21 protein-coding genes and 1 pseudogene are annotated in these 24319 nt (G+C 44.6%); 14 read left to right on the top strand and 8 right to left on the bottom strand.

Annotated elements, in window-relative coordinates; translation table 11 throughout:
• Window positions 1–15: 15 nt before the first annotated feature.
• The 3 genes from cobB to AACT42_RS05610 all read right to left on the bottom strand — a co-directional run bounded on the left by cobB (window position 16) and on the right by AACT42_RS05610 (window position 4079).
• Window positions 16–753, bottom strand: coding sequence for a Sir2 family NAD+-dependent deacetylase (cobB, locus tag AACT42_RS05620; protein WP_013856880.1), 738 nt, complete (start codon window positions 751–753; stop codon window positions 16–18).
• Between the two features lie 169 nt (window positions 754–922).
• Complete coding sequence (locus tag AACT42_RS05615; protein ID WP_019281009.1) at window positions 923–2143, bottom strand: ammonium transporter; 1221 nt, start codon at window positions 2141–2143, stop codon at window positions 923–925.
• Between the two features lie 346 nt (window positions 2144–2489).
• Window positions 2490–4079: an ABC-F family ATPase gene (locus AACT42_RS05610; protein ID WP_017042874.1), complete on the bottom strand. Its 1590-nt coding sequence runs from the start codon at window positions 4077–4079 to the stop codon at window positions 2490–2492.
• Window positions 4080–4315: 236 nt separating this feature from the next.
• Between AACT42_RS05610 and AACT42_RS05605 the strand changes: the two genes are divergently transcribed.
• The 9 genes and pseudogenes from AACT42_RS05605 to AACT42_RS05565 all read left to right on the top strand — a co-directional run bounded on the left by AACT42_RS05605 (window position 4316) and on the right by AACT42_RS05565 (window position 14277).
• Complete coding sequence (locus AACT42_RS05605) at window positions 4316–4951, top strand: response regulator (RefSeq protein WP_013856877.1); 636 nt, start codon at window positions 4316–4318, stop codon at window positions 4949–4951.
• A gap of 8 nt (window positions 4952–4959) precedes the next feature.
• A complete protein-coding gene (locus tag AACT42_RS05600; protein WP_094132806.1) occupies window positions 4960–6579 on the top strand; it encodes an MASE1 domain-containing sensor histidine kinase in 1620 nt (539 codons plus the stop codon).
• An 87-nt stretch (window positions 6580–6666) separates the two neighbouring features.
• The gene (gene uhpC, locus AACT42_RS05595; RefSeq protein ID WP_094132804.1) at window positions 6667–7998 is read left to right on the top strand and encodes an MFS transporter family glucose-6-phosphate receptor UhpC; all 1332 of its coding nucleotides are present in this window, start codon (window positions 6667–6669) and stop codon (window positions 7996–7998) included.
• 126 nt (window positions 7999–8124) lie between these two features.
• Complete coding sequence (locus AACT42_RS05590) at window positions 8125–9159, top strand: ABC transporter substrate-binding protein (protein ID WP_013856874.1); 1035 nt, start codon at window positions 8125–8127, stop codon at window positions 9157–9159.
• A gap of 109 nt (window positions 9160–9268) precedes the next feature.
• On the top strand, window positions 9269–11365 hold the full coding sequence (locus AACT42_RS05585) for an ABC transporter permease (RefSeq protein WP_026027999.1): 2097 nt from the start codon (window positions 9269–9271) through the stop codon (window positions 11363–11365).
• Between the two features lie 17 nt (window positions 11366–11382).
• Complete coding sequence (fbpC, locus tag AACT42_RS05580) at window positions 11383–12438, top strand: ferric ABC transporter ATP-binding protein (RefSeq protein WP_017044718.1); 1056 nt, start codon at window positions 11383–11385, stop codon at window positions 12436–12438.
• 268 nt (window positions 12439–12706) lie between these two features.
• Window positions 12707–13294: a molybdenum cofactor guanylyltransferase MobA gene (mobA, locus tag AACT42_RS05575; RefSeq protein WP_094133589.1), complete on the top strand. Its 588-nt coding sequence runs from the start codon at window positions 12707–12709 to the stop codon at window positions 13292–13294.
• Window positions 13291–13803 (top strand): annotated as a pseudogene (mobB, locus tag AACT42_RS05570) (molybdopterin-guanine dinucleotide biosynthesis protein B); the annotation flags it as partial. The gene mobA and the pseudogene mobB, both read left to right, overlap by 4 nt.
• A gap of 198 nt (window positions 13804–14001) precedes the next feature.
• On the top strand, window positions 14002–14277 hold the full coding sequence (locus tag AACT42_RS05565) for a DUF2960 domain-containing protein (RefSeq protein ID WP_026027239.1): 276 nt from the start codon (window positions 14002–14004) through the stop codon (window positions 14275–14277).
• Between the two features lie 77 nt (window positions 14278–14354).
• Here AACT42_RS05565 and nagK read toward each other — a convergent pair whose 3' ends face one another.
• Both nagK and AACT42_RS05555 read right to left on the bottom strand, forming a co-directional pair.
• The gene (gene nagK, locus AACT42_RS05560) at window positions 14355–15266 is read right to left on the bottom strand and encodes an N-acetylglucosamine kinase (protein WP_017047631.1); all 912 of its coding nucleotides are present in this window, start codon (window positions 15264–15266) and stop codon (window positions 14355–14357) included.
• Window positions 15267–15422: 156 nt separating this feature from the next.
• Entirely contained in the window at window positions 15423–16154 is a 732-nt protein-coding gene (locus AACT42_RS05555; protein WP_094133590.1) for a tRNA-uridine aminocarboxypropyltransferase, read from the bottom strand.
• A 92-nt stretch (window positions 16155–16246) separates the two neighbouring features.
• Here AACT42_RS05555 and AACT42_RS05550 point away from each other — a divergent pair, with 92 nt between their 5' ends.
• Window positions 16247–17038, top strand: coding sequence for a sterol desaturase family protein (locus tag AACT42_RS05550; RefSeq protein ID WP_019282162.1), 792 nt, complete (start codon window positions 16247–16249; stop codon window positions 17036–17038).
• Between the two features lie 37 nt (window positions 17039–17075).
• Here the strand turns inward: AACT42_RS05550 and AACT42_RS05545 are convergent, their stop codons facing one another.
• The gene (locus AACT42_RS05545; RefSeq protein WP_094133591.1) at window positions 17076–19151 is read right to left on the bottom strand and encodes a methyl-accepting chemotaxis protein; all 2076 of its coding nucleotides are present in this window, start codon (window positions 19149–19151) and stop codon (window positions 17076–17078) included.
• A gap of 58 nt (window positions 19152–19209) precedes the next feature.
• Here AACT42_RS05545 and AACT42_RS05540 point away from each other — a divergent pair, with 58 nt between their 5' ends.
• Entirely contained in the window at window positions 19210–19722 is a 513-nt protein-coding gene (locus AACT42_RS05540; RefSeq protein WP_017042506.1) for a C40 family peptidase, read from the top strand.
• Window positions 19723–19733: 11 nt separating this feature from the next.
• Here the strand turns inward: AACT42_RS05540 and AACT42_RS05535 are convergent, their stop codons facing one another.
• Window positions 19734–20075, bottom strand: a complete 342-nt coding sequence (locus AACT42_RS05535) for a DUF3802 family protein (protein WP_026027237.1) — start codon at window positions 20073–20075, stop codon at window positions 19734–19736.
• 404 nt (window positions 20076–20479) lie between these two features.
• Here AACT42_RS05535 and AACT42_RS05530 point away from each other — a divergent pair, with 404 nt between their 5' ends.
• The 3 genes from AACT42_RS05530 to AACT42_RS05520 all read left to right on the top strand — a co-directional run bounded on the left by AACT42_RS05530 (window position 20480) and on the right by AACT42_RS05520 (window position 23330).
• Window positions 20480–21346 (top strand): fructosamine kinase family protein, encoded by an 867-nt coding sequence (locus AACT42_RS05530; RefSeq protein WP_017042505.1) that lies wholly within the window; start codon window positions 20480–20482, stop codon window positions 21344–21346.
• A gap of 157 nt (window positions 21347–21503) precedes the next feature.
• Window positions 21504–21707 (top strand): CPXCG motif-containing cysteine-rich protein, encoded by a 204-nt coding sequence (locus tag AACT42_RS05525; RefSeq protein WP_010320526.1) that lies wholly within the window; start codon window positions 21504–21506, stop codon window positions 21705–21707.
• Between the two features lie 252 nt (window positions 21708–21959).
• Window positions 21960–23330: an MATE family efflux transporter gene (locus AACT42_RS05520; RefSeq protein ID WP_026027236.1), complete on the top strand. Its 1371-nt coding sequence runs from the start codon at window positions 21960–21962 to the stop codon at window positions 23328–23330.
• Window positions 23331–23408: 78 nt separating this feature from the next.
• Here AACT42_RS05520 and AACT42_RS05515 read toward each other — a convergent pair whose 3' ends face one another.
• Complete coding sequence (locus AACT42_RS05515) at window positions 23409–24251, bottom strand: DNA ligase (protein WP_443084932.1); 843 nt, start codon at window positions 24249–24251, stop codon at window positions 23409–23411.
• Between the last annotated feature and the right edge of the window lie 68 nt (window positions 24252–24319).

Raw genomic sequence — 24319 nt, 5'->3', positions numbered from 1 at the left:
GATAACACGCCTACTCTAGGCGTGTTTCTTTTTTGGCATTTCTAACCCTAATATCTCTTCCACTAACCGCGGAACTTCAATACTGGCTTTACCGTAGCGTTTTTCCTCAAACTCACTTTCAACGGCACTCGGTTCTAAGTTGATCTCAATGGTGTGCGCACCATGCATTCTGGCATCATGAACAAAGCCTGCAGCAGGATAAACAACGCCCGATGTACCGATAGAGATAAAAAGATCAGCCGTCTCGAGTGCTGAATAAATATCGCCCATGCGCAGTGGCATTTCGCCAAACCAAACAATATGAGGTCGCATTTGAGCTGGAATTTGACAGCAATGGCAAAGCTCTCCGCTCAGAATGTCGTCTTTATGCTCTATTACTTGGTTAGAAACGCTGCAGCGTGCTTTAAGCAGCTCACCGTGCATATGAATCACCTGTTTGCTACCACCCCGTTCATGAAGGTTATCGATATTCTGCGTAATAATCGTTACGTTTCCCTCTAGCTCTTGCTCTAATTTACCAAGCGCGATGTGGGCGGCATTAGGTTGTATTGATTCAGATTGGAGTTTTCGACGACGCTGATTATAGAAATCCTGTACGAGATCGGGATCACGTGCGAAACCTTCAGGGGTCGCGACATCCTCTATTTTATGGTTTTCCCATAACCCATCTTGGGCACGAAATGTTTTAATGCCTGATTCCGCTGAAATGCCTGCTCCCGTGAGGATCACGATATTCTTGTAAGGGAAATTCATACTATGTCCTTATTGCACGCTTTTTTGCTAGCTTAGCACCGATGCAATAACAACAGTAGTTTTGAGGGTTAGACCATAGTATAAAATGGCCATTGATTGCTTATTTTCTGTGACATAAACCGAGCTATGAAATGGACCGAAGTACCCCGCGACTTCGGTCTATATGTAATCAATCTTCGTTAATGGCGGAGATTTTATGGATAGCCAAATCCGCGCCGTTAAATTCGTCTTCTTCAGATAAACGCAATCCAGTCAATACATTGAGAGAGCCATAAACGATTGCAGCGCCTAATACTGCCACTGAAATACCCAATAAGGTTCCTAGTAGTTGAACGGCGAGGCTGACACCACCTAGGCCGCCGAGTGATGATTGGCCAAAAATCCCAGCGGCAATCCCGCCCCATGCACCACAAACACCATGTAATGGCCATACACCTAATACATCGTCTATTCTCGTTCGGTTTTGCAGTTGAGTGAACAACCAAACAAATAAAGCACCCGCAACTACTCCCGTCACTAAGGCACCCAGTGGGTGCATCAAGTCCGATCCTGCACACACCGCGACTAATCCTGCTAGAGGACCATTGTGGATAAAGCCAGGGTCATTTTTTCCGACAATTAACGCTGCTAAAATACCACCAGTCATGGCCATTAAAGAGTTCATCGCGACTAATCCACTAATTCCATTTAATGTTTGCGCTGACATGACGTTAAAACCAAACCAGCCCACACAAAGGATCCACGCGCCCAGTGCTAGGAACGGAATGTTGGATGGAGCAAAGTTGGTGTGCTTTCCTGCACGTACTCTTCCCTTACGCATTCCTAGAAACATGACAGCGATGAGTGCAATCCATCCGCCGACCGCATGCACGACCACCGAACCAGCGAAATCGTGAAAAGCAGCACCGAATTGAGCTTCAAACCAGCTTTGCACGCCATAATTGCCATTCCAAATCATTCCCTCAAACAGCGGATAAACAAACCCGACGGTGAAAAAAGTAGCAATGAGAATGGGGTAAAACCGAGCGCGCTCGGCAATGCCTCCAGAAACGATAGCAGGAATAGCGGCGGCAAACGTCAATAGGAAAAAAAACTTAACTAGATGATAGCCGTTCCCTTGGGCAAGGGTTTGGGCATCAGCAAAGAAATGAGCGCCGTAGGCTATCCAGTAACCGATAAAAAAATAGGCGATCGTAGAAATACCGAAATCGGCGAGAATTTTTACCAGCGCGTTCACTTGGTTCTTTTTACGCACTGTCCCCACCTCAAGAAAGGCAAATCCAGCGTGCATTAAAAACACCATGATTGCACCGAGCAGCAAAAATAGCGTATCAGAACTTTGAGTCAGGGCTTGTACGGCACCTTGAACCTGACTTACGGTTTGAGTCATCTTAGTGATTCTCCATTGAAATGTTGTGCACCAATCCTGTGCTACTTGATTGTTTTCTCACCAATATAGTGAGTTATTGGTATTGAACAGCCTTAAAGCAAAATACATTCCAAAATAAACAAATGAATCAATAACTTTTCAATATCAAATAACTTATTGAAATAGAGTGAATTATATAAATATCAAGGGAGTTGTTGCATGATGGAAGAATAAACGTATTCATAAAAAGCGCACCAAATTGGAACGTGCGCTCCATTTTAATGCACTCTATTTTTTGGCTCGTTCCAGATTGCAGGCATTAAAAAGGCCTCCCGCAGGAAGCCTTTTCTTAAGAGTAAACTGTGGATTAGTTTACGCCACGAGATTTCAAGAATTCAGCATAAGTGCCTTTGAAATCGGTCAGTTTGTTATCACGGATTTCAATGATGCGCGTTGCCAGTGAGTCCACAAATACGCGGTCGTGAGATACGAAGAACAGAGTCCCTTTGTAGTTCTCCAAAGCCGTGTTGAGTGATTCGATCGATTCCATGTCCATGTGGTTGGTTGGCTCATCCATCAACAGCATGTTTGGCTTATGCATCATTAGTTTACCAAGCAACATACGACCTTGTTCACCACCAGAGATGACCTTAACGGATTTCTTGATGTCATCTTGGCCAAACAACATGCGCCCTAAGAAGCTGCGGATCACTTGCTCGTCATCCCCTTCTTGACGCCATTGGCTCATCCAGTCAAACAGGTTCATATCTTCGGCAAAATCGTGCGCGTGATCTTGAGCGTAGTAACCAATGTTCGCGTTTTCAGACCATTTATAGCTGCCGCTACGAGGCTCAAGTACACCCGCTAAGGTGTTAAGCAGTGTTGTTTTACCGACGCCGTTTTCACCAATGATCGCTACGCGTTCACCCACTTCAAAAATGGCGTTGAAGTTACTGAACAGATCGTTTTCAAAACCTTGGCTAAGGTTTTCAACTTCTAACGCGTTACGGAACAACTCTTTCGATTGTTCAAAACGAATGAAAGGGTTTTGGCGGCTAGACGCTTTAACTTCGTCCAATTGGATCTTGTCAATCTGCTTAGCTCGTGACGTCGCCTGCTTCGCTTTAGATGCGTTCGCAGAAAAGCGTGCAACGAAAGTTTGCAGTTCAGCAATCTGTGCTTTCTTCTTGGCATTATCAGAGAGCAGACGCGCACGCGCTTGCGATGCCGCTGTCATGTACTCGTCATAGTTACCCGCGTACAGACGCAGTTCACCGTAATCCAAGTCAGCCATATGTGTACATACGCTGTTTAAGAAGTGACGGTCGTGCGAGATGATGATCATGGTGCAGTTACGTTGGTTTAGCGTATCTTCTAGCCAGCGAATGGTATCCATATCCAAGTTGTTGGTTGGTTCGTCAAGCAGCATGATGTGTGGTTCAGCAAACAAAACTTGCGCCAGTAGCACACGCAGTTTCCAACCTGGTGCCACTTCGCTCATCAAACCAAAGTGCTGTTCAAGAGGAATGCCTACCGCAAGCAACAATTCACCGGCTTTAGACTCGGCCATGTAGCCGTCCATTTCCGCGAATTCAGTTTCGAGATCCGCAACCTTCATGCCATCTTCTTCGGTCATTTCAGGCAGAGAATAGATACGGTCACGTTCTTGTTTAACTTTCCACAACTCTTTGTGGCCCATGATTACCGTGTCGATAACCGTGAACTCTTCGTAAGCGAATTGATCCTGATTCAGTTTCGCCACACGTTCGTTAGGATCATAGCTAACGTTACCACTCGAAGGTTCAAGCTCTCCGCTTAGAATCTTCATAAATGTTGACTTACCACAACCGTTAGCGCCAATCAGGCCATAGCGATTACCTTCGCCAAACTTAACGGAAATGTTTTCAAACAGAGGCTTTGCGCCAAATTGTTGAGTGATATTCGCGGTGGAGATCAAAACCAGTACCTTAATAAATGTGAATTGTATAAAAAACTGCGCAACGTTACTTGTTCAAGGCTCGAACTGCAAGCGATGTTTTTGTTTCACTGCCCTCGTAGTGCGAGTAACTCGCTCATTTAATGCCTACCTGCCACTGATCATAAGTTTCGAGAGAGCAATCACATCCCCTGCGCTGGTTTTTGATACTTATTGATACATCTGCGACTATCACTGCAAACCTATAGGATACCCGTATGATTTCAGTTGCTTTGGTGGATGACCACCTCATGGTTCGCTCTGGTTTTGCACAACTGTTATCGGTTGAACCAGACATTCATGTCCACAGTGAGTATGGTAGCGCGCGCGAAGCATTTCGTGCGCTGGTGAACGCTTCTATCGATGTGGCAGTTATCGACATTTCAATGCCCGACGAAAGTGGGCTTGTGTTGTTAGAGAAACTGCGCCGCGCTCAGCCGGACTTTAAAGCCATCATTCTCTCTATTTATGATTCAGCGTCCTTTGTCAGTAAAGCGCTAGAAGCTGGCGCTTGTGGTTATTTATCAAAACGTTGTGGGCCTGGGGAGTTAGTGAGCGCCATTCGTACCGTGGCTAATGGTGATCGCTATTTGTGTGCCGATGCCTTAATTAACCTAAGCAATGCTTCAGGTACGCCATCTGTCCTTGAAGGGTTAACTAAACGCGAAAGAGAGGTGTTTGATCACCTGATTTTAGGCAAAGACGTCAAAGAGATTGGTTACGATTTATCAATTAGCCACAAAACGATTCACGTGCATCGGGCAAATATTTTAAGCAAACTGGGGCTTACCAACAATGTGGATCTCATCCGCTTTGCTATTACTCACCAACTGTTGGTTAACGAGACGTTATAGAAGCGACTATGCATTTTCATCACCGATTTTCTGAAGCTTTACCTCGGTTGTCTCTCTCCTCTGGCTTTAGCTATGCATTTGCATGCGTTTTGTATTCAATTGGTTGGTTTTGTTTATGGAACATCAGCCGCTACTTAACTCCTGATTTATTGCTGGCTGGTCTGTTTTTGCCCACAGGCTTAAAGCTGGCCACACTCGCTCTTGCACCGCGTCGTTTTTGGCTTGGGATCACTTTATGCGAAATGGCTATAGTGGCGTTGCTCGGGCATGTGTTGGCTATCGCTGCTCATGAATATCTATTACTGCTGTTTGCATTGATCGCTTATTGGCTGGCGATTGCCTTTCAATCTCTCTGGACATCACTGCACGTTTATTGGAAAAAACTGTTGGCGCTTACCGGGTTGACGGTCGTTTACGGCATCTTATGTGGGAGCTCGGTTTTGCTGTTGGTCAAACCACTCAACCTCGAACTGCATTACGTGGCACAAGCGACCGTTTCAGCTCTGACCGGCGGTATACTGCTCACTCCGTTCTTATTTCTCCTGTACGATTACCTACATCAGCAGATCTGGAGACCACTGTCACCCGATCTTATTCATCAGGACGTAACACTTCGCCCCTCTGCGTTGCTGTGGTGTTTGCTTTTTTTTAGTGGCGGATTGATCGCGGAGTTAACCTTGCTAGAGCAGCTCAAACCGATCGCCCTGCTCATTTTCCTGCTTCCCAATATTTTTATGGCTTATAAATACGGTTGGCAAGGCGGCGTATTGGCTAGTCTAATGAACAGTATTTTGCTTGCTACGGCACGGCAAATGACAGGTTCATTTGAATCCGATATTGAACTACAAAGTTTTATAGCGACGCAGGCTTTTGTTGGTTTAGGGCTTGGTATTGCGATTAGCCGTCAATATTTCTTGGCGCAACGCTTAGCTAAAATTAACCAAAAGCTGGCAATCGAACTCGCGAACAAACAGCAACTGGCTCGGCAATTAGTCAAGGTTGAAGAGCAAATCCGAAAATCAGTTGCACGCGAACTGCATGATGAAATTGGCCAAAATATCACCGCGATACAGATCCAATCCATGCTCGCTAGTCGCTTGGCACAAAATGAAAAACAAACCAACATCGCTGAGACGATCAACACGCTCGCGCTACGAATTCACTCATCGACACGTCAATTATTAACCGATCTTCGCCCTCATGCGCTTGATGAGTTGGGGCTTGAGAGCGCAATTCGGCAGCTTGCAAGTGAAATGAAATTTGCGGAACGACACGTCGATTTTCGTCTGAATTTCGGAATTTTTGCAGAGCGTTTAGATGACATTACGGCCGTTACACTGTATCGAATTATTCAAGAGCTGCTTAATAACGTGTGCAAACATGCACAAGCATCAGCCGTGCAATTAAGCCTTGTTCCCGGTGACATGTTCAGTGTCGAGCTGCGTGATAATGGCATTGGTTTAGCTTCCGATTGGCGCAGCAAAGGCCAAGGCTTACTCGGCATCGAAGAACGCGTCAGCGCACTGGGTGGCACATTTTTAATTGAATCGCAGCGTAACCAAATACCGCTTGGGACGCGCATAACTGTTAACTTGCCCACAAAACCGCTCACAATATCAACAAACTAGGAAAATCTCCTAGTCACTTATAACTTTGTCTCATTCATTTGGTGAATCACTCCGATACCATCTCTTAGCACTAGGGAGAAACATAGCATGCTGGGTTTTCTGATTTCAAAACCGACATCAGCACCTATAGAACCACAGGACATTGATGCAACCTATCGTTACTGGCGCTTGCATTTAATGTTATCGATGTACGTCGGCTATGGGGTGTTTTATTTCACGCGCAAAAGTCTCAATTTTGCCATGCCTGCGATGCTCACTGATCTCGGGCTTGAACATTCCGATGTGGGTCTGCTTGGTACGCTCTTTTACATGACCTACGGTTTGTCAAAGTTTGTTTCTGGCATGGTCAGCGACCAATCAAAACCGAGTTACTTCATGGGTTTGGGGTTGGTTGCAACGGGTGTGATTAATGTGCTGTTTGGTTTGAGCTCTTCCCTAGCCGCATTTACCGTGCTTTGGACATTGAACGCTTTTTTCCAAGGTTGGGGATGGCCGCCGTGCGCTAAATTGCTCACCACTTGGTATTCCCGATCTGAACGTGGGTTTTGGTGGTCTATCTGGAACACTTGCCACAATTTAAGTGGCGCACTCATTCCGATCAGCATTGGTTTTATCGCTGTGACTTTTGGTTGGCGGTACGGATTTATTGCACCGGGTTGCTTGGCGATCATCGTTGGTTTAGTGCTCTGCTTTCGCATGCAAGATAAGCCCACAACGTTAGGGTTACCCCCAGTGGGTGAGTGGCGTAACGATGAATTAGAAAAGCGCCATGAGTCTGAAGGTAAAGGGCTGCCATTTCGCCAAATTTTACGTCGTTACGTCCTAGGGAATAAGTACATTTGGCTGTTATGTAGCTCCTATCTACTGGTGTATGTGGTGCGTATCGCGCTAAATGATTGGGGTAATTTATACCTCACTGAACGGCATGGTTATGAGCTTTTTTCGGCCAACGCTGCCGTATCAATGTTTGAAGTCGGAGGATTCTTAGGATCGCTATTTGGTGGTTGGGGCTCGGACAAATTTTTTAAAGGCAATCGAGCGCCGATGAACTTGATTTTTGCGCTAGGCATTTTCATTTCAGTGGCCGCGTTATGGCTAACACCGATTGACAACTTTGTGGTGTTGTCGGGCTGCTTCTTTTCCATCGGATTTTTTATTTTTGGTCCGCAAATGATGATAGGAATGGCCGCCGCTGAATGTTCGCACAAGGATGCGGCTGGAACCGCGACCGGTTTTGTCGGCTTATTTGGCTATCTTGGTGCAGCGTTAGCCAGTTACCCATTGGCTGTCATTATTGAACAATTTAGTTGGGAAGGATTTTTCAGTGTCATTACCCTCTCAGCCGCACTGATTGGATTACTGATTTTGCCCTTTTTAAAAGCACAACAGCGTGCAGGGAATGCCGTCACTATGTCATAACCTTTCCTCACGTTGTTTTCTGATTTCGCTGTGTCATGCAGCAAAAACGAAATCACAGGAATGTGATGAAACTTAACGCTGCCCTACGTCTACGTTAAGTAATGAAAATAACAAGAGGAAACAGACATGAAAGATAGATTACCTCGCAGTGTACTTGCTACCTGCATTCTCGGTGCTTCGCTTGCCGCGCCTCAAGCATTTGCTGAAGGCCGACTCGTGGTTTATTGCAGTGCCACTAACGCCATGTGCGAGACAGCGACTAAAGCCTTTTCTGATAAATATGACGTAAAAACCTCTTTTGTTCGCAATGGCTCGGGCAGCACGCTGGCCAAAATCGAAGCAGAGAAGAAGAACCCACGCGCGGATGTTTGGTATGGCGGCACGTTGGATCCTCAATCACAGGCGGGTGAAATGGATCTCTTACACGCTTACCAATCCCCGCAGCTTGAATTCATTATGGATGGATTTAAAGATCCAGCGAAACGCAAAGGGAACTACTCTTCGGCCGTTTATATGGGTATTTTAGGTTTTGGGGTGAACACTCAACGTTTGGCTGAAAAAGGATTACCGATCCCGCGCTGCTGGAATGATTTAACCAAACCTGAATACAAAGGAGAGATTCAAATCTCTGACCCACAAAGTTCAGGAACAGCCTACACCGCATTAGCCACCTTCATTCAACTTTGGGATGAAGATAAAGCCTTTGATTATTTCAAAGCACTCGACAAAAACGTCTCTCAATACACCAAATCAGGTGTTACCCCTTCACGTAACTCAGCGCGTGGTGAAATTGCGATTGGTATTGGTTTTTTGCATGACTACTCACTCGAACAATCGAAAGGAGCACCGTTGGAGCTGATTTCGCCTTGTGAAGGTACAGGTTATGAAATTGGTGGTGTGAGCATTATCAAAGGGTCGCGTAACCTTGATAACGCGAAACGGTTTGTTGACTGGGTCATGTCAAAAGAAGGACAAGAGCTGGCATGGAAAGAAGGTCAATCTTTCCAAATTTTAACTAACACTCAAGCGGAACAATCCCCCAACGCCCTCGACCCTAAAAAGTTAACCTTGATCGATTATGACATGGATACCTATGGATCATCTGATGAACGTAAGCGATTGATTAATAAGTGGGTTAATGTTGTAAAAATGGGCGAATAGCCAGCGCATTCCCTTGTCTTAGCCTCGATGGGCAGTGCCTACTGCCCTTTTTATAAAGCCAATACCAGGCTTATCACCGTGTGGCTACAAATAACTTTGGTACAGAAAAATGAATGAATTTACAGCAGGCACTGCACCACATCGGCCGCTAAAAACCTCGCATAGGGACCCGATTTTTTATTGGATCCTGACGTTATTGTGTGCGTTTGTGCTGTTGCCCTCTTTTGCACTTGATTACGGAGTGTTTGATTCAACATCGCAAGAGTTTTATGCCGCTATGGGTTGGAGCCGTGCCAATATTTCTTGGTTATGGTTTGCACTTCCGGGTGTACTTCTCATTCGCCCTTGCTATGCAGGTAATAAGTACGCCAAACACCGTCACTATTTTGATATCGGTTATTCAGCGGCATGCATGTTTTTCGTGTTGGTCAGCTCTTGGTATACCCAGCAAGGTTTAGGTTATTCAACCATTGCACTATTTATTGCCTTAAGTGCTGTCATGACATTGGCATTGGCTCGTCTTGAGTTTTTGGGCGGTGACAGCTTCGTGATTGGTGCTCTGATCTCGATTATTCTCTTGATCACGATTTTTATTATCTTTCCGAGTATCGCCATCTTTGTACCGATGTTCCAAGATGAAATGGGGAACTTTGTTGCGTGGCAATTCATTGAAATTTTGAGCCGAGCGCAGATCATACAAATTGTTTGGAACTCCGTACTGCTTGGCGTATCTGTGGGTATAGGTGCCACTTTCTTTGGTTTGATCTTTGCTATCTATACCACACGCATTGCCACTCGCTCCGCTTTCATTGCGCGAATTTTTTCTATTCTTCCCATTGTGACTCCCCCTTTTGTCGTTGGGCTTGGGGTGACTTTAATGCTTGGGCGCTCCGGTTATATCACCGAACTCATGGTGGATTGGTTTGGGTTGCAACAGACAAACTGGTTGTATGGTTTTACAGGCATTTGGATGGCACAAGTGCTCGCCTTTGCACCTATGTCATTCATGATTTTAGATGGCGCGATGAAATCCCTACATCCATCACTGGAAGAGGCGTCCTACACGCTGCGTGCCAATCGTTATCAAACTTTTTTTAAAATTGTCATGCCATTGCTAAAACCTGCTTTGGCCAACAGTTTCTTAATCATCTTTGTCCAATCACTGGCCGACTTCAGTAACCCGCTTGTACTTGGGGGCAGTTTCGATGTGTTAGCCACTCAGATTTACTTCTACATCGCAGGAGCTCAATTAGATTACGCTTCCGCCAGCACACTTGGGGCCGTCTTGCTGCTATTTTCGTTGGCGATCTTTGTTGTCCAATATCTGTGGATAGGAAAGCGTTCATACGTCACCATTTCCGGCAAATCATATCGTGGCGATGTGCAAGCGCTGCCTACCTTACTTAAACATACGGTTTCGGCACTGCTCTATTTTTGGATGGCATTTAACATCTTGCTTTATGGCAGCATCATCTTCGGCAGCTTCACCGTGAACTGGGGTGTAGATTACAGTTTAACGCTTAAAAACTATATTCATCTGTTTGGCATGGGAATGAGTGAAGGTGCTTGGCCATCACTTATCACGACGATGATTTATGCCGGCGTTGCAGCGCCATTAACCGCCTTCTTTGGTCTGTTGATTGCGTATATCGTTGTCCGTCAGCAATTTTACGGTAAGAAAGTGATTGAGTTTGCAACCATGCTTTGCTTCGCCGTTCCGGGTACCGTGGCGGGGGTATCTTACATTCTTGCATTTAATGATGCGCCTATTTACCTCACCGGTACCGCGGCCATTGTTGTGATTTCCATGGTGATGCGTAACGTGCCAGTAGGCATTCGCGCAGGTATTGCAGGGCTAGGCCAGCTTGATAAATCGCTCGATGAAGCGTCACTTAGTTTGCGGGCTAACTCCTTTAAAACCATTACTCATATTCTGTTGCCGTTATTACGACCAGCAATTCTCTCAACACTGATTTACAGCTTTGTTCGAGCAATGACGACCGTCAGCGCCATTATTTTCTTGGTGACGCCAGAAACACGGGTGGCAACGTCTTACATCCTGAATCGTGTAGAAGATGGTGAGTATGGCGTTGCGATCGCATATGGCTCGATTTTGATTGTTGTGATGTTGGCTATTATTTTAATTTTTGATTTTATCGTTGGCGAGGCACGTGTTTCTCGTTCTAAAGCCAATAACCAAGAATAACCGTTGGAGATATCACCATGGAAAATGAAAACTTTGTTGTTTTAAAGAATGTCTGCAAGCGTTTTGGCGATAAAACCGTCATTGGTAATTTGGATTTAGAAATCAAAAAAGGCAGCCTTGTAACACTGCTCGGCCCTTCAGGATGTGGAAAAACGACCGTGCTGCGTTTGGTCGCAGGGCTCGAAAAACCAACCAGCGGCCAAATTTTTATTGATGGTGAAGATGTCACGAGTACCTCCATCCAGCAACGTGACATCTGCATGGTGTTTCAATCTTACGCTCTGTTTCCTCACCTTTCTTTACATGACAACGTAGGTTATGGCCTAAGAATGATTGGCTTGAGTAAAGATGAAGTGAAACAGCGAGTGGATGAAGCCTTGAAATTGGTTGATTTAGAAGGCTTTGGGGAACGTTACGTTGACCAAATTTCCGGAGGTCAGCAACAGCGAGTAGCACTCGCTCGCGCGTTGGTGCTTAAGCCTAAGGTATTGCTATTCGATGAGCCGCTCAGTAACTTGGACGCCAATTTAAGACGCAGCATGCGTGAAACTATTCGAGAGTTGCAACAGCGTTTTAATATCACCTCTTTGTATGTGACGCACGATCAGGCTGAGGCCTTTGCCGTTTCTGATACTGTGATTGTGATGAAAGATGGCGACATCATGCAGCAGGGCTCACCAACTCAACTGTATAAGCACCCAACCTCGATGTTCATGGCCAACTTCATGGGCGAAGCCAATATTTTTGAGGGTCAATATGATGGTGAATACCTGATCATCAATGGCTATAAGATCCCCGCTAATGATGACAGTGTCACGGCTTTGCCTGCGGGGAATTATCAAATTGGTGTTCGACCAGAAGCTATTTTGCTCTGCGCGGACGGTGATGCCTGCCAACAGTGTCAAATTACCAGTATTGCTTACATGGGGTCGATGTATGAAGTGTTGGTTAAATGGCACAACAAAGAGCTGTTACTGCAACTCAACTCGTCACAATTTGACCCCAGTTACGCTGATCACCCTTACCTGACGATCAACCCCGTGGGGTTATTCCTACTACCTGAAGATGCATAATACTGCCTAGCTTGACCAAACGCCTCCAAACTAATGGAGGCGTTTGTGTCTTAGTGAGAGCAATGAACAACTTAACGAGAGCAATGAAAAAGATCCACCCGCGCAAGTGAGATTGGTTATAATCATCAGCCAGTTAGCACCAAGGCATGAGTTGGGTTATCATCCTTACCTTGGTTTGTCGCCACTAAAAATGGGCGAGTGATGCTCAATCAATGAGTTTAACTTGTCTGTACGGCGCTCTTCTCATCGCACAATTAAGAGACATTTCATGTTACTTCCCACACAAACAAGTTGGGTTATTTTAGCGGGTGGGCAAGCCAGCCGTATGGGTGGACAAGACAAAGGGCTGATTGAACTCAATGGCCAACCTTTGATTCAACATGTCATGAATAAGCTTAAGCCGCAATCTACTAGCCTGACGATTAACGCTAATCGTAACCATGCACAGTATCGTCAGTTTGCGCCTGTCATTTCCGATACCATGGCTGATTACCCTGGGCCACTCGCTGGAATTCAGGCAGGGTTAACCCATGCACAAACCGATTGGGTCGGATTTGTCCCTTGCGATTGCCCGTTGATCAATGACGATCTTGTTGCGCGTTTTTGTCATGCTGCTCTAGACTCGCATGATATTTTAGTCGCCCATGATGGTCACTTCGCTCAACCCGTATTCACCCTTATTCACCAACGTGTGCTGCCAACACTGACTGCATTTTTAGAACGTGGCGAGAGAAAAATCACCCGTCTTTATCAAGAATGCCACACAGATTACGTTGACTTTAGCGACTCGCCAAACTGCTTTTTGAACCTCAACACGCCTCAAGATCTGGCACAATTTGGAACTTTGACATCATGAAATATCAAGCGCCTTCATGCCCTTTACTTGGTTTTGCGGCCTACTCTGGCACAGGAAAAACGACCCTGCTTGAAGCCTTATTGCCCAAGTTAAGGGCAGCAGGCCTAACATTAGGCGTACTTAAGCACGCGCACCACGATTTTGATATTGATAAACCAGGTAAAGATAGCCATCGGCTGCGTAAAGCGGGGGCAAGCCAGATGTTAGTTGCATCGCGCTATCGTCATGCCATGATGACTGAGACGCCAGAAGCCGAACCCGATTTCGAATATCTTTTGTCTCGCTTTGATTGCGATAAACTCGACGTAATTTTAATTGAAGGGTGTAAAAACCTCACCTTTCCAAAAATTGAATTGCACCGTGCTGAAGTGGGTAAACCTTGGCTATATCCAAATGATGAAAATATCATCGCTATCGCCGCGGATGAAGTTGTGAAAAGTGCTTTACCACAGATGAACATCAATGATCTCGATGCAATAACGGCGTTTGTGATTGAATATGTACAGCGTTGTAAATGAAATATCCTGCGCTATTTCGGTGGTGAAAGCGTGACAATTATCCCACTTAAAGGCAAAATCTAGCTCATTACATGTTGGTTAGTCATGTTTCAGCGCTGCCAACGCCCCCATTTTCAATTGGTTGATAGTAAGCGATCAGCCTTTGTTTATTTTCCCGAAATTGGGAATGACGATTTTAGAGAGATGATCATGGCTCGCACCATTTTGTACACTTACAAAAATGAAGATAAAACGCTGACTTTTTCTTACGAAAAGCATCACAACATTCAAGAAGCAGTAGCTGAAGCAGAAGGTATTGATATTACAGATTTTTTAAAAATGGAACAGCAGCTGGAAATGATTTCTGACGCAAAAGCGGTACGCAATTACCGCGATAACCACTTTAAAAAGTTAGGTTTTAGCAAGCTAACACTGCAACAAAAAGAAAACGTAGGTGTGGGTAAAAAAGGCGCTAACACCAAATAAACAGAACTTAGGTTAAAGAGTTAACTTTTGACTGATATAAAAAGGGCCCGTTTGATTATAGGCCCTTTTTGTTGATTTTATGATTTGATATTAAGGAAAGCCGCACCACGTACGCCGCCTGAATCACCATGTTTTGCTTTGATGATCTTCGGACATTTCGCGACAGAAAGCAGGTATTTCGGTACGCGTTTAGGCATCTCTTGGTAGATCAATTCAAAGTTTGATAAACCGCCACCGAGTGCAACAACGTGTGGGTCATTGGCTGTGAAAATGTTGGCAAAACAGATGGCAAGTAGTTCCATAAAGCGCTCAACATGCTCAACGGCTTTCGCTTCACCTGCTTCATTGGCGTGAATGATATCAATCGCTTTTTTGTGCTCGCCATAATAGTGCTCGTACAATAGCTCAAAACCGCGGCCAGAGAGATAACTGTCTAAGCATCCTTTCTTGCCACAACCACAGCCGAGCATCGGCGCGTTATCACCAAGATGTAACCATGCATCAAGAGGCAGACGCATATGACCAAACTCCCCTGCGACGTGGTTACGACCAGAGAACACTTTCCCTTCATAGATAAGGCCGCCACCAAAACCTGTGCCGAGAATTAGGCCCATAACCGAAGGCTCATTTTTCAGCTCATCGTCCCATGCTTCAGAAAGCGCAAAGCAGTTTGCATCGTTTTCAATCTTCACGCTGCGGCCAATTTTTGCTTCTAAATCAGCGCGTAATGGTTTGCCTTTTGCAGCAGGAACGTTGACGGTTAATACCGTAGCATCATCAGCGTCTTCCATACCTGGTAAGCCAAGTCCTATTTTACCTTCCACACCCAATTGCGCGTCATATTTACTCACCAATTGCGCAATGGTTTCAACTAGCAGATTGTAGTCGTTTGTTGGGGTAGGAACGCGCTCCGTTGCTACGCGTTCTAATTTCTCATTAAACGCACCAAACTCAATTTTAGTGCCACCGACATCAAAGCCGTAGTACATGCAATCTCTCCTAAAATTTGCTCATCAATGAGCTAAAAATAAAACTTTGGGCATTATCCACAGAGCTCAGCCTACAATCCGTGACCGAGTACCAATTTATCTGGTCTATAGGTTCGATTGAGCAATTACTCATCACCGAATCGATCAACTTTGGAGTCACGTCTCGCTTTGCTGCTGGTCGATGAAACGTTTCAAGACTGGCCTGCTCAAATCATGCTTTAGGCGGGTTTTACTCAGCAAGTAACTTTCTCGAAACACTTCAAACCATTGGCTTAATAGCAGAGAGGCTTGATGCTCACCCACTTCAGCCAATACAAATGACGCCACTTCAGCCGTTGATAAATGCTGCTCATTATCAGATTTACGCATCATATATTGCGATACGCTTTTAGGTGCGATAGACATCACCGGAAGCGCATCCAAATAAAGTGATTTGCGAAACATTCGTCTTGCCTCGCGCCAGCTTCCATCAAGCAATATCAACAGTGGTTTGCGTTTATCGTGCGCGCTAGGAGGGCTTTGCATTACTCGAGGCTTTTCATCCACATACTCTTCGGGAAAAATGACGACTGGTTGATAGGCGGGGTTATTCAACAGTGCTAGCATTTCCGTGTGAGGTTCGGTGCGATTCCACTGATAAACGTAAGTTTCTTTAATCACATCGGCAATTAGTCGACCAGTATTACTGGGTTTAAATACTTCATTTTCAGAAACCAGCAGTAATACTGCGATATCCGTATCCATATCCGGTTGATGGCTGCATAAGCAGTATTGCGTGGCGACCTGACAATAGGCGCAACGTTCAACTTTCGCACCACGAGCTTGAAAAGGTTTGGTCGATAACGCTAAGCGATGTTGGAACAAATGGTTAAATGCGTGGATTCTCATAAATCAGGGCGGCAAGCTGGAAAGTGCTGCCGATTGTACTTACAGTACAAGCAGATTCCTAGTACAAGACCATTGAATATGAGCCATTAAGCATGAACCTGAACCCTGAATTGATCCGTTTGAGCGTATTTTTCGCTGTATTTATGCTTTGTGCGCTGTGGGAATGGTCTTGCCCACGTAAAACACTCACCCAAAGTAAAGCCACTCGCTGGCTGAATAATTTAGGTTTGGTTGGTTTAAATAGTGTGTGCTTATCGCTATTGATGCCAGTGTTAGCCATTGAAGCGGCTTATTGGGCGCAGCAAGACTCGGTTGGCCTTTTTAATTGGGTGGATTTACCACAAGTGGCTGAAATTACACTGTCAGTTATTATTCTTGATGGCGTGATTTACGCCCAGCATGTGCTTTTTCACTTCTCTCCTTGGTTATGGCGTTTACATCGCATGCACCACGCTGACCAAGATATTGATGTGACCACTGGCTCGCGCTTTCACCCACTTGAGATGATCCTCTCTTTGTGGATCAAAATCACTTGCGTGATCATTTTGGGTGTCAGCCCATTCGCGGTATTGATATTTGAGGTTGTGCTCAATGCGAGCGCGATGTTTAACCACAGTAACGCAAAATTACCGTTGAAAATGGACCGTTGGCTTCGCTGGTTGGTGGTGACACCTGACATGCATCGGGTACATCATTCAGTCATTGTGCGAGAAACTCACTCCAATTTTGGTTTTTTCTTGTCATGTTGGGATCGGCTATTTCGTACTTATCGTGCGCAGCCAGAATTGGGCCATAAGCAGGTCATTATCGGCCTACCACTCTTTCGAGAGAAGCGTGAGCAGTGGTTGGATAAAATGCTTACCCAACCATTTAGAAAAAAGTGACAACGTCATGAAAATACAGAAATTCGCACTGGATAAGCTAGTTGAGCGTATATTTATGCAACATAGCCTGCTGTTCACCCGCAACTTCAGCCACCTGCTCTGAACTTTCGACCATGGCTTCAAGCTGTAATTTGGTTTGCTCGCCTTGCGATGAAACTTGGCTGATAGATTGACTTACATCGGCCGTCGCTCGTTCTTGTTCTTCTGTTGCAACGCTTATCTGCTCAACTCGAGCACGAATCTGTTCCACTGCTTTTTCTATCTGCTCAAATGTTGTTTTGACTTCTTGACTCGATTGCAGCGCATTACTCATCTCTTGCCGCGAATCCGATACCGCTTGACGAGAGCGCTGCGTTGCATTGGTGAGTTCATTCATCATGTCTCGGATATTGGTGGTTTGCTGTGATGTATCGCTGGCCAATTTGCGTACTTCATCGGCTACAACCGCAAAACCACGCCCTTGTTCGCCAGCTCTTGCTGCTTCAATCGCGGCGTTCAACGCCAGTAAGTTGGTGCTGTCAGCAATACCGCTGATCATATCCACCATCTCGCGAATTTTCTTCACGCGCTGGTCAAGCTCGTGCATTGCTTCATCGTTTAAATGCAGTGTATTTTCAAGAGATTCCAAGCGAACACGGTTTTGTTCCACCACTTTCACCCCTTGCGTAGAAAACTGGCTGGCAGCCACTGATTCTTCATAAGATTCACTGGTCACAAGCGTGATATTCCGAATCGCCGATTCCAACTCACTCACGGTGGAAACCATGTTAACCAACGAATCATTTTGTGCGGCTAAACTGCGGTTGGATTTATCGGCTGCATCGTGACTGGTTTCGGCATTTTGGTAGAGCATTTCACAATTGCGCGTTACGGTAGAAATTGAATATTTTGTTGATTCAATAACTTGGTTTAGTTGTAGAGCAACTTCTTTAAATTCACTCGGGCCAATCAAGCGAGCGGGTTGAGAAAAATCGTGTTGAGTTAATAATGCAAGCTTGGCCAATAAGTTATTCAGCCCCAGCTTTAGCCAGTGGCGTAACCCTAGCCATGCAAGTAAAACCAAAGCGACCAGAATAATGCCGCCAGTATATTGTACTTGCTTAACCATTAGCATTGCGTCATGAACCACGTTCTCACTGTGTTTGATCAACTCACTTGCAGTGGCAGAAATCGTATTTAGCAGTGCTACCGTGTCTTTGGCTAGCTGCGCAGCTTGTGCCATTTCTTGTCGCTGCTGCTGTGCTTGCCCAATTTTATTTAAGATCAGTGCCAAAATGCCATGCTCAACAAAACCCGCTTTAACCATTTCATAAGGTGCCGTCAGGCTCGCAAACTCCATAACATCAGGATGCCACTCTTTGAAATCATCAAAGGCTAGCTCAATTCCCGCCATGCGATTACGGATTTCTTTAAATTGCACTTTGGCCTGTTCAGGATCGTTTTGCATCATTAACAGTAAGAAGGTACTTTCCATCGAACTTGCACTGGCAATAAAGCGGTTAGCCGCATCCATCGATTCCGGGTTATCTAATGCGAGAAATGAACTGATCCGGTTCATCTCCGGTCCAATGGAGCTTAATCCGTAACGAAACGCGGTGGCGGCGTTATCGATAGCATTCTGCTGTTCAAGCAAAGAGGCCTGCGTTGATAAAATAGAATAGGTGAGCTGCTGAAATGCCGCACTTTTGCTGCGTAACGACACTTGATGATCTTGAGTAATCGCGTTACCGATACGAGTAGCGATGGAGAAAAGCTGGTCAGTAAGTTGGTCAGTCTGCTGGTTTAAGTGGCTTAATTGCTGGTTTACCGCTTCTAATTCTGCCGATTCCGCTGTGCGAATGCCATCTCCGAGAGATTGTACTTGTTCTAATATATTTTGCGTCAACCTTGCATTATTTAATGCCAAAGGTAGTGTTTGTTCAGACAATCCAGAAAACTGTAGCCCTACCTTATCGATGCTTTTTAAACTGGTGATGGATAAAAGGACCACCAGTAACGTCATCGTGATGAAAATGGCACTGATGGTTTGAATCAACGACAGTGAATGTCGATTATTGATTGAGGAATTCATGATAAATGCAACTAAGTGATTAGAGAATGTGTTAAGGCTCAACCATAGTAGGAATGCAATATTTCAAAAATGTTTCAGTTACATTTCATTAGGATGATAAATGATTAAAAGTCCAATACTCTTCGCATTATCAATAACTAGTGTGCTAACGGGTTGCGTAGGATCGCCTATTTCGTCCAATTCTGGCCCTACTTATGTTACTCAAGAAGAGATTCTGTCAATTGTCCAAGATAAAGACGATGGGTTAGGCACGGTTTTTCAGCGCTGGCAAGGAGTGCCGTACCGATTAGGTGGTGAAACGTTGAACGGAGTCGACTGCTCAGCATTTGTGCAAATAGCGTTTAAAGATGTATGGCAGATCCCTCTACCACGAACCACACGCTCACAGAGTCAAACGGGTTTTGAGGTAAATTATCAAAATGCGCAGCGCGGGGATTTGGTCTTTTTTAGAACATCAAGGACGAGCAATCATGTTGGAGTCTATCTAGGAGACAAAAAATTCATGCACGCCTCTACGTCTAAAGGTGTGATGATCTCAAGAATCGATAACCCCTATTGGGCTTCTAAATTCTGGCAATTTAGGCGGATTATAAGCCCGCCTAACTCTGATTAGTCATACTTCAATTAGTCGTACTTCGCAACGGCAGTATCGAACAGATTCTTCACTAAGGCTATGTATTCATCAAGAAAAAGGATCTGTTCATTGGTCGCAGGTTTACTCCAAACACCCGCCAATACTTCACCAAGATCTTCCACTACAGAATCGGCTTCTTTGAGCAACTGGAATCGAACACTGGAATGTAGCTCAGGGTTTTGTTCAAAAATAGCCATGATGTTGCTTGAAACCATGTCGGTCACAACATCTTCTACACTTTCAGCGCCAATATCTCCGCCTGATGTGAACACATCCATATTAAAAGAGAGATGCTCTATCAGAGCCAAATAACCATCGGTTTCTACAACCACTTTAATTCTCCGCTTTACCGCTAAATTGCTAGTAATCACTGTACCTTCAATAATACTAAGCCATGTCAGCCCATTTTCACAGATTTGATAGTTTAGACGTTCAAATTTCCCGCGATTTCTTGATAAGCATCTATTTCACGAGCATTTATTTTCCCCAAAGTAGGATACGCCATCCTATAAATTGGGTTACTAGCACCTAAGCAAGATCAACTTATGGAAAATATAGCGTTATTTTTAATACTATTTCTGTATTCGCATCTGCAAATTCTTGCACTTAATCACATTTATGAGCATTGGTGCTCCCTCAAAAGGAAAGTGGCTAAATTATGTGTCACGCACTTCTGAAATATTCGTAACCATGACCTAAACTACGAATTATTAAGTAAATCAAGGCAGAGGTCGTTATGTGGCAAACTCTCATTCAGCAGTTATCCGATACGCTCATGTTTGAATTTAACCCTGTTGAAAAAGAAAAAGTCAGCGGTGGTGACATTAGTGATTGCTACATGATCAGCGATGGTGAGCAACGCTATTTTGTTAAAGTGAACACACGAGACTTTTTAGCTAAGTTTGAGATTGAGGGTGAAAACCTACGTTCGCTTCGTGAAACGTCAACAGTACAGGTTCCCGAGCTAGTGATGATTGGAACCAGTAAAAATCATGCTTTCATTGTTCTAAACTATCTACCAACCAAACCCCTAGATAACGCGACGAACAGCTATGAGTTCGGTGTACAACTGGCCAAACTGCATCAATGGGGAGAACAAAAAGAGTATGGGTTTGATGCAGACAATTATATTGGTTCCACTTTGCAGCCAAATCCGTGGGACAAAAAATGGGGTCGTTTTTTTGCGGAACAACGTATCGGCTGGCAATTGCAATTGTTGCGTGAAAAAGGAATTGAGTTGTTCAATATCAGCGAGTTGGTCGACGTTGTCCAATCTCGCTTAGCTAACCATAGCCCTCGCCCATCTCTGCTGCATGGAGATTTGTGGCATGGGAATGTGGCAAACTCTGTATTTGGTCCAATTTGCTACGATCCTGCCTGTTATTGGGGTGATCGTGAATGCGATATCGCAATGACAGAATTATTTGAAGGTTTTCAACCTGAGTTTTACCAAGGCTATGAGAGCATCTTACCTTTGAGTTTGGACTATGTGGAACGTAAAAATATTTATAACCTCTATCATGTCCTCAATCACTACAATCAATTTGGTGGCCACTATCTGGTCGAAGCGGAAAGTTTGATCAAGAAAATCCTCTCCTTTTAACGGTGTAAATAACCGAGCTGTATAGACAACAAATGAGCCTTAATAAATGGCTCTTTTGTTGTTTTATGGGCCAATTCAAAGTTTGAACTTAATTTGCCGCTTAAAGGAACTTAGCGACTTAGTATTAAGGTATCTCCAAGGATGTAAGGAAAGAGATATGAAAAATTATACGGAAAGAATGGTCAACTGCCCTCACTGCGGTCATTCCATTAGGATAACCCTAGATGCATCAAATGGTAGCCAAGAGTTTTATGACGATTGCCCCGCCTGTTGCCATGCGATTCATCTCAATATGATGGTCGATGAACGTTTAGACAAAATAGAGTTGTTTGTTGATGCCGATGATGAACAAATCTTTTAAAAAGTGAGCGCTTGGCAAGCGCTCTTCTTAATGGTTACGTGCAACACGCCAAGCCCCCCTATCTAGCCTAATCAAGCTTTGTCTGAAATAGATTTCACCGCATATAGCGCGACGAGCAACCTTCCAAATAAACATTAGGTAATTTCATCAGTTTTTCATGGAGCTTAGTGTGACATTTCTTTATCATCCATGCCTACGCGATAAGTTGATTATTGGTCGCGATTTTTGCTTGTCCTTCCTCTGGAGATATTTGTGCATCGTTATAAACAAGAAGCTTCAAATTTAATCAAATTGGCAACACCTGTGTTGATTGCCTCTATTGCTCAAACTGGAATGGGCTTTGTAGATACCGTCATGGCAGGTGGTGTGAGTGCGATTGATATGGCTGCGGTATCGATCGCGGCAAGTATTTGGCTACCTTCGATTCTGTTTGGTGTTGGGTTGTTAATGGCGTTGGTTCCTGTGGTAGCGCAACTCAACGGATCAGGGCGGCAAAAGAAAATTCCTTTTGAAATACAGCAAGGCGCAGCGCTAGCGTTGTTTGTCTCTATTCCCATTATTGGTGTTCTTTTTCAAACTCAATGGATTTTGGGGTGGATGGATATTGAGCCGTTGATGGCTGAAAAAACTAACGGGTACATGTACGCCGTGATGTTTGCCGTACCTTCTTATTTACTATTTCAAGCATTGCGCAGTTTCACGGATGGTATCTCACTGACGAAACCCGCTATGGTGATCGGTTTCGCGGGCTTATTAGTTAACATTCCACTTAACTGGATTTTCGTATACGGAAAATTTGGCGCACCAGAGCTAGGCGGTGTGGGTTGTGGTGTGGCGACGGCAATTGTCTATTGGTTGATGTTTTTTATGCTGCTGTTTTATGTCGTCACTTCTAAACGCATGGCGCACATTAATATCTTTGGTGAATTCCATAAACCACAATTGAAGGCGCAAATTCGCTTATTTAAGCTTGGTTTTCCTGTGGCGGCAGCGATATTTTTTGAAGTTACTCTATTTGCTGTGGTCGCATTGTTGGTCGCTCCACTCGGTTCATTGGTGGTGGCGGCTCACCAAGTCGCTTTGAATTTCTCATCATTAATTTTTATGTTACCGATGAGTATCGGCGCTGCAGTGAGCATCCGTGTTGGCCATAAGCTGGGCGAAAAAAATATTGAAGGGGCAACCATCGCTTCGCAGGTTGGCTTGTTAGTCGGTTTATCTACTGCAATTATCACAGCGACGTTAACGGTCCTATTTCGTGAATATGTGGCTTTGCTTTATACGGAAAACCAAGCCGTTGTAGCCATGGCGATGCAGTTGCTTATTTTTGCGGCTATTTATCAATGTATGGATGCGATTCAAGTCGTTGCAGCAGGAGCGCTACGTGGTTATAAAGACATGACGGCTATTTTTAATCGTACCTTTATCGCTTATTGGATGATTGGCTTGCCAACCGGCTATGTATTAGCAATGACAGATTTCATTGTCGAACCTATGGGTGCCAGTGGGTTCTGGATAGGATTTATCGTTGGCTTATCCTCTGCTGCTTTAATGCTGGGTATCCGCTTACACTGGATGCATCAACAAGCCGATAGCGTGCAACTCGATTTTGCATCGAAATAACGGCTTGATTCTCTGAATTTCAACGTGGCGAAAAGGCGTTGCGATGAAATAATAAGGTCAGACATTGTCTGGCCTTATTTATATTGCTGGCCTTTCTCTCATAAAACGTGCAAATCTTGGTTTTCCTTCTGCAGTGAGATCATTAAAACGAAAAGTAATAATGGATCCGATCTTTGGCGGATTATTTCTGATCTCATCAGAAAAACCGCTGCCGATATAGAACTCACCACCGTTTTCTAAGCGCACTAGCACTGATCCCATCATACCTTGGTACTTGCCAGACCCCAGTTTATAACCAATGACCGTAGCTTCAGCATCTTGGTGTTTTTTAAGCTTAAGTAAATCGTTACTGCGGCCGGCTTGGTAATGGGCATTAATTTTTCGCAGCATCACCCCTTCACCCTGCCCATCACTTACGTTGTCTAAATACCCAAGCAGCTCTTTTTCTGAGTGAATTGATGAATGTTCAATATAGGTAATGTGCGGAGCATTCATGAGTGAGGATAAGTGGATAAGATTGCGGTATCGCTTTTGGTAGTCACCGATCGCTTCGGGCATATCAAACAGCATAAAGCGGATGCTTTGCCACGCTTCATCGGTTGGTATGGTATCCAATACCGTTTGTTGAACGTGATGAAACTGACCTCGTCCAGCCCAAAGCTCTCCTTCTAATGCTTTATTAGGTAATGGTGCAGTAAACCAAGCAGGCGCATTGATCTTATTACCATTACGCGTATGAAGATATTGTCCATTCCAGACGGCGCGAATTCCATCCAGTTTTTCACTTTTCCAGTACTCAGCAACATCAATGCCATGTTGGTAACTATTGGCTGCTGTGACCGGAATAAACATCTGAGAGTTTTCCGTTGCAGTGACAGGAATTGTGTTCAATAAAGCGATGGAGAGTAGCGATAGTTTCAGTTGCATGCCATCAGGCTCGATCAATCAAAATGTGGTACATACTTAACACGTGCCACTCATATGAAAAC

Source organism: Vibrio sp. V15_P4S5T153 (genome assembly GCF_963874485.1).
GTDB classification, from domain to species: Bacteria; Pseudomonadota; Gammaproteobacteria; order Enterobacterales; family Vibrionaceae; genus Vibrio; species Vibrio anguillarum.
The sequence above is the reverse complement of the archived record's forward strand: the minus strand, read 5'-3'. Positions and strand labels throughout refer to the sequence as shown.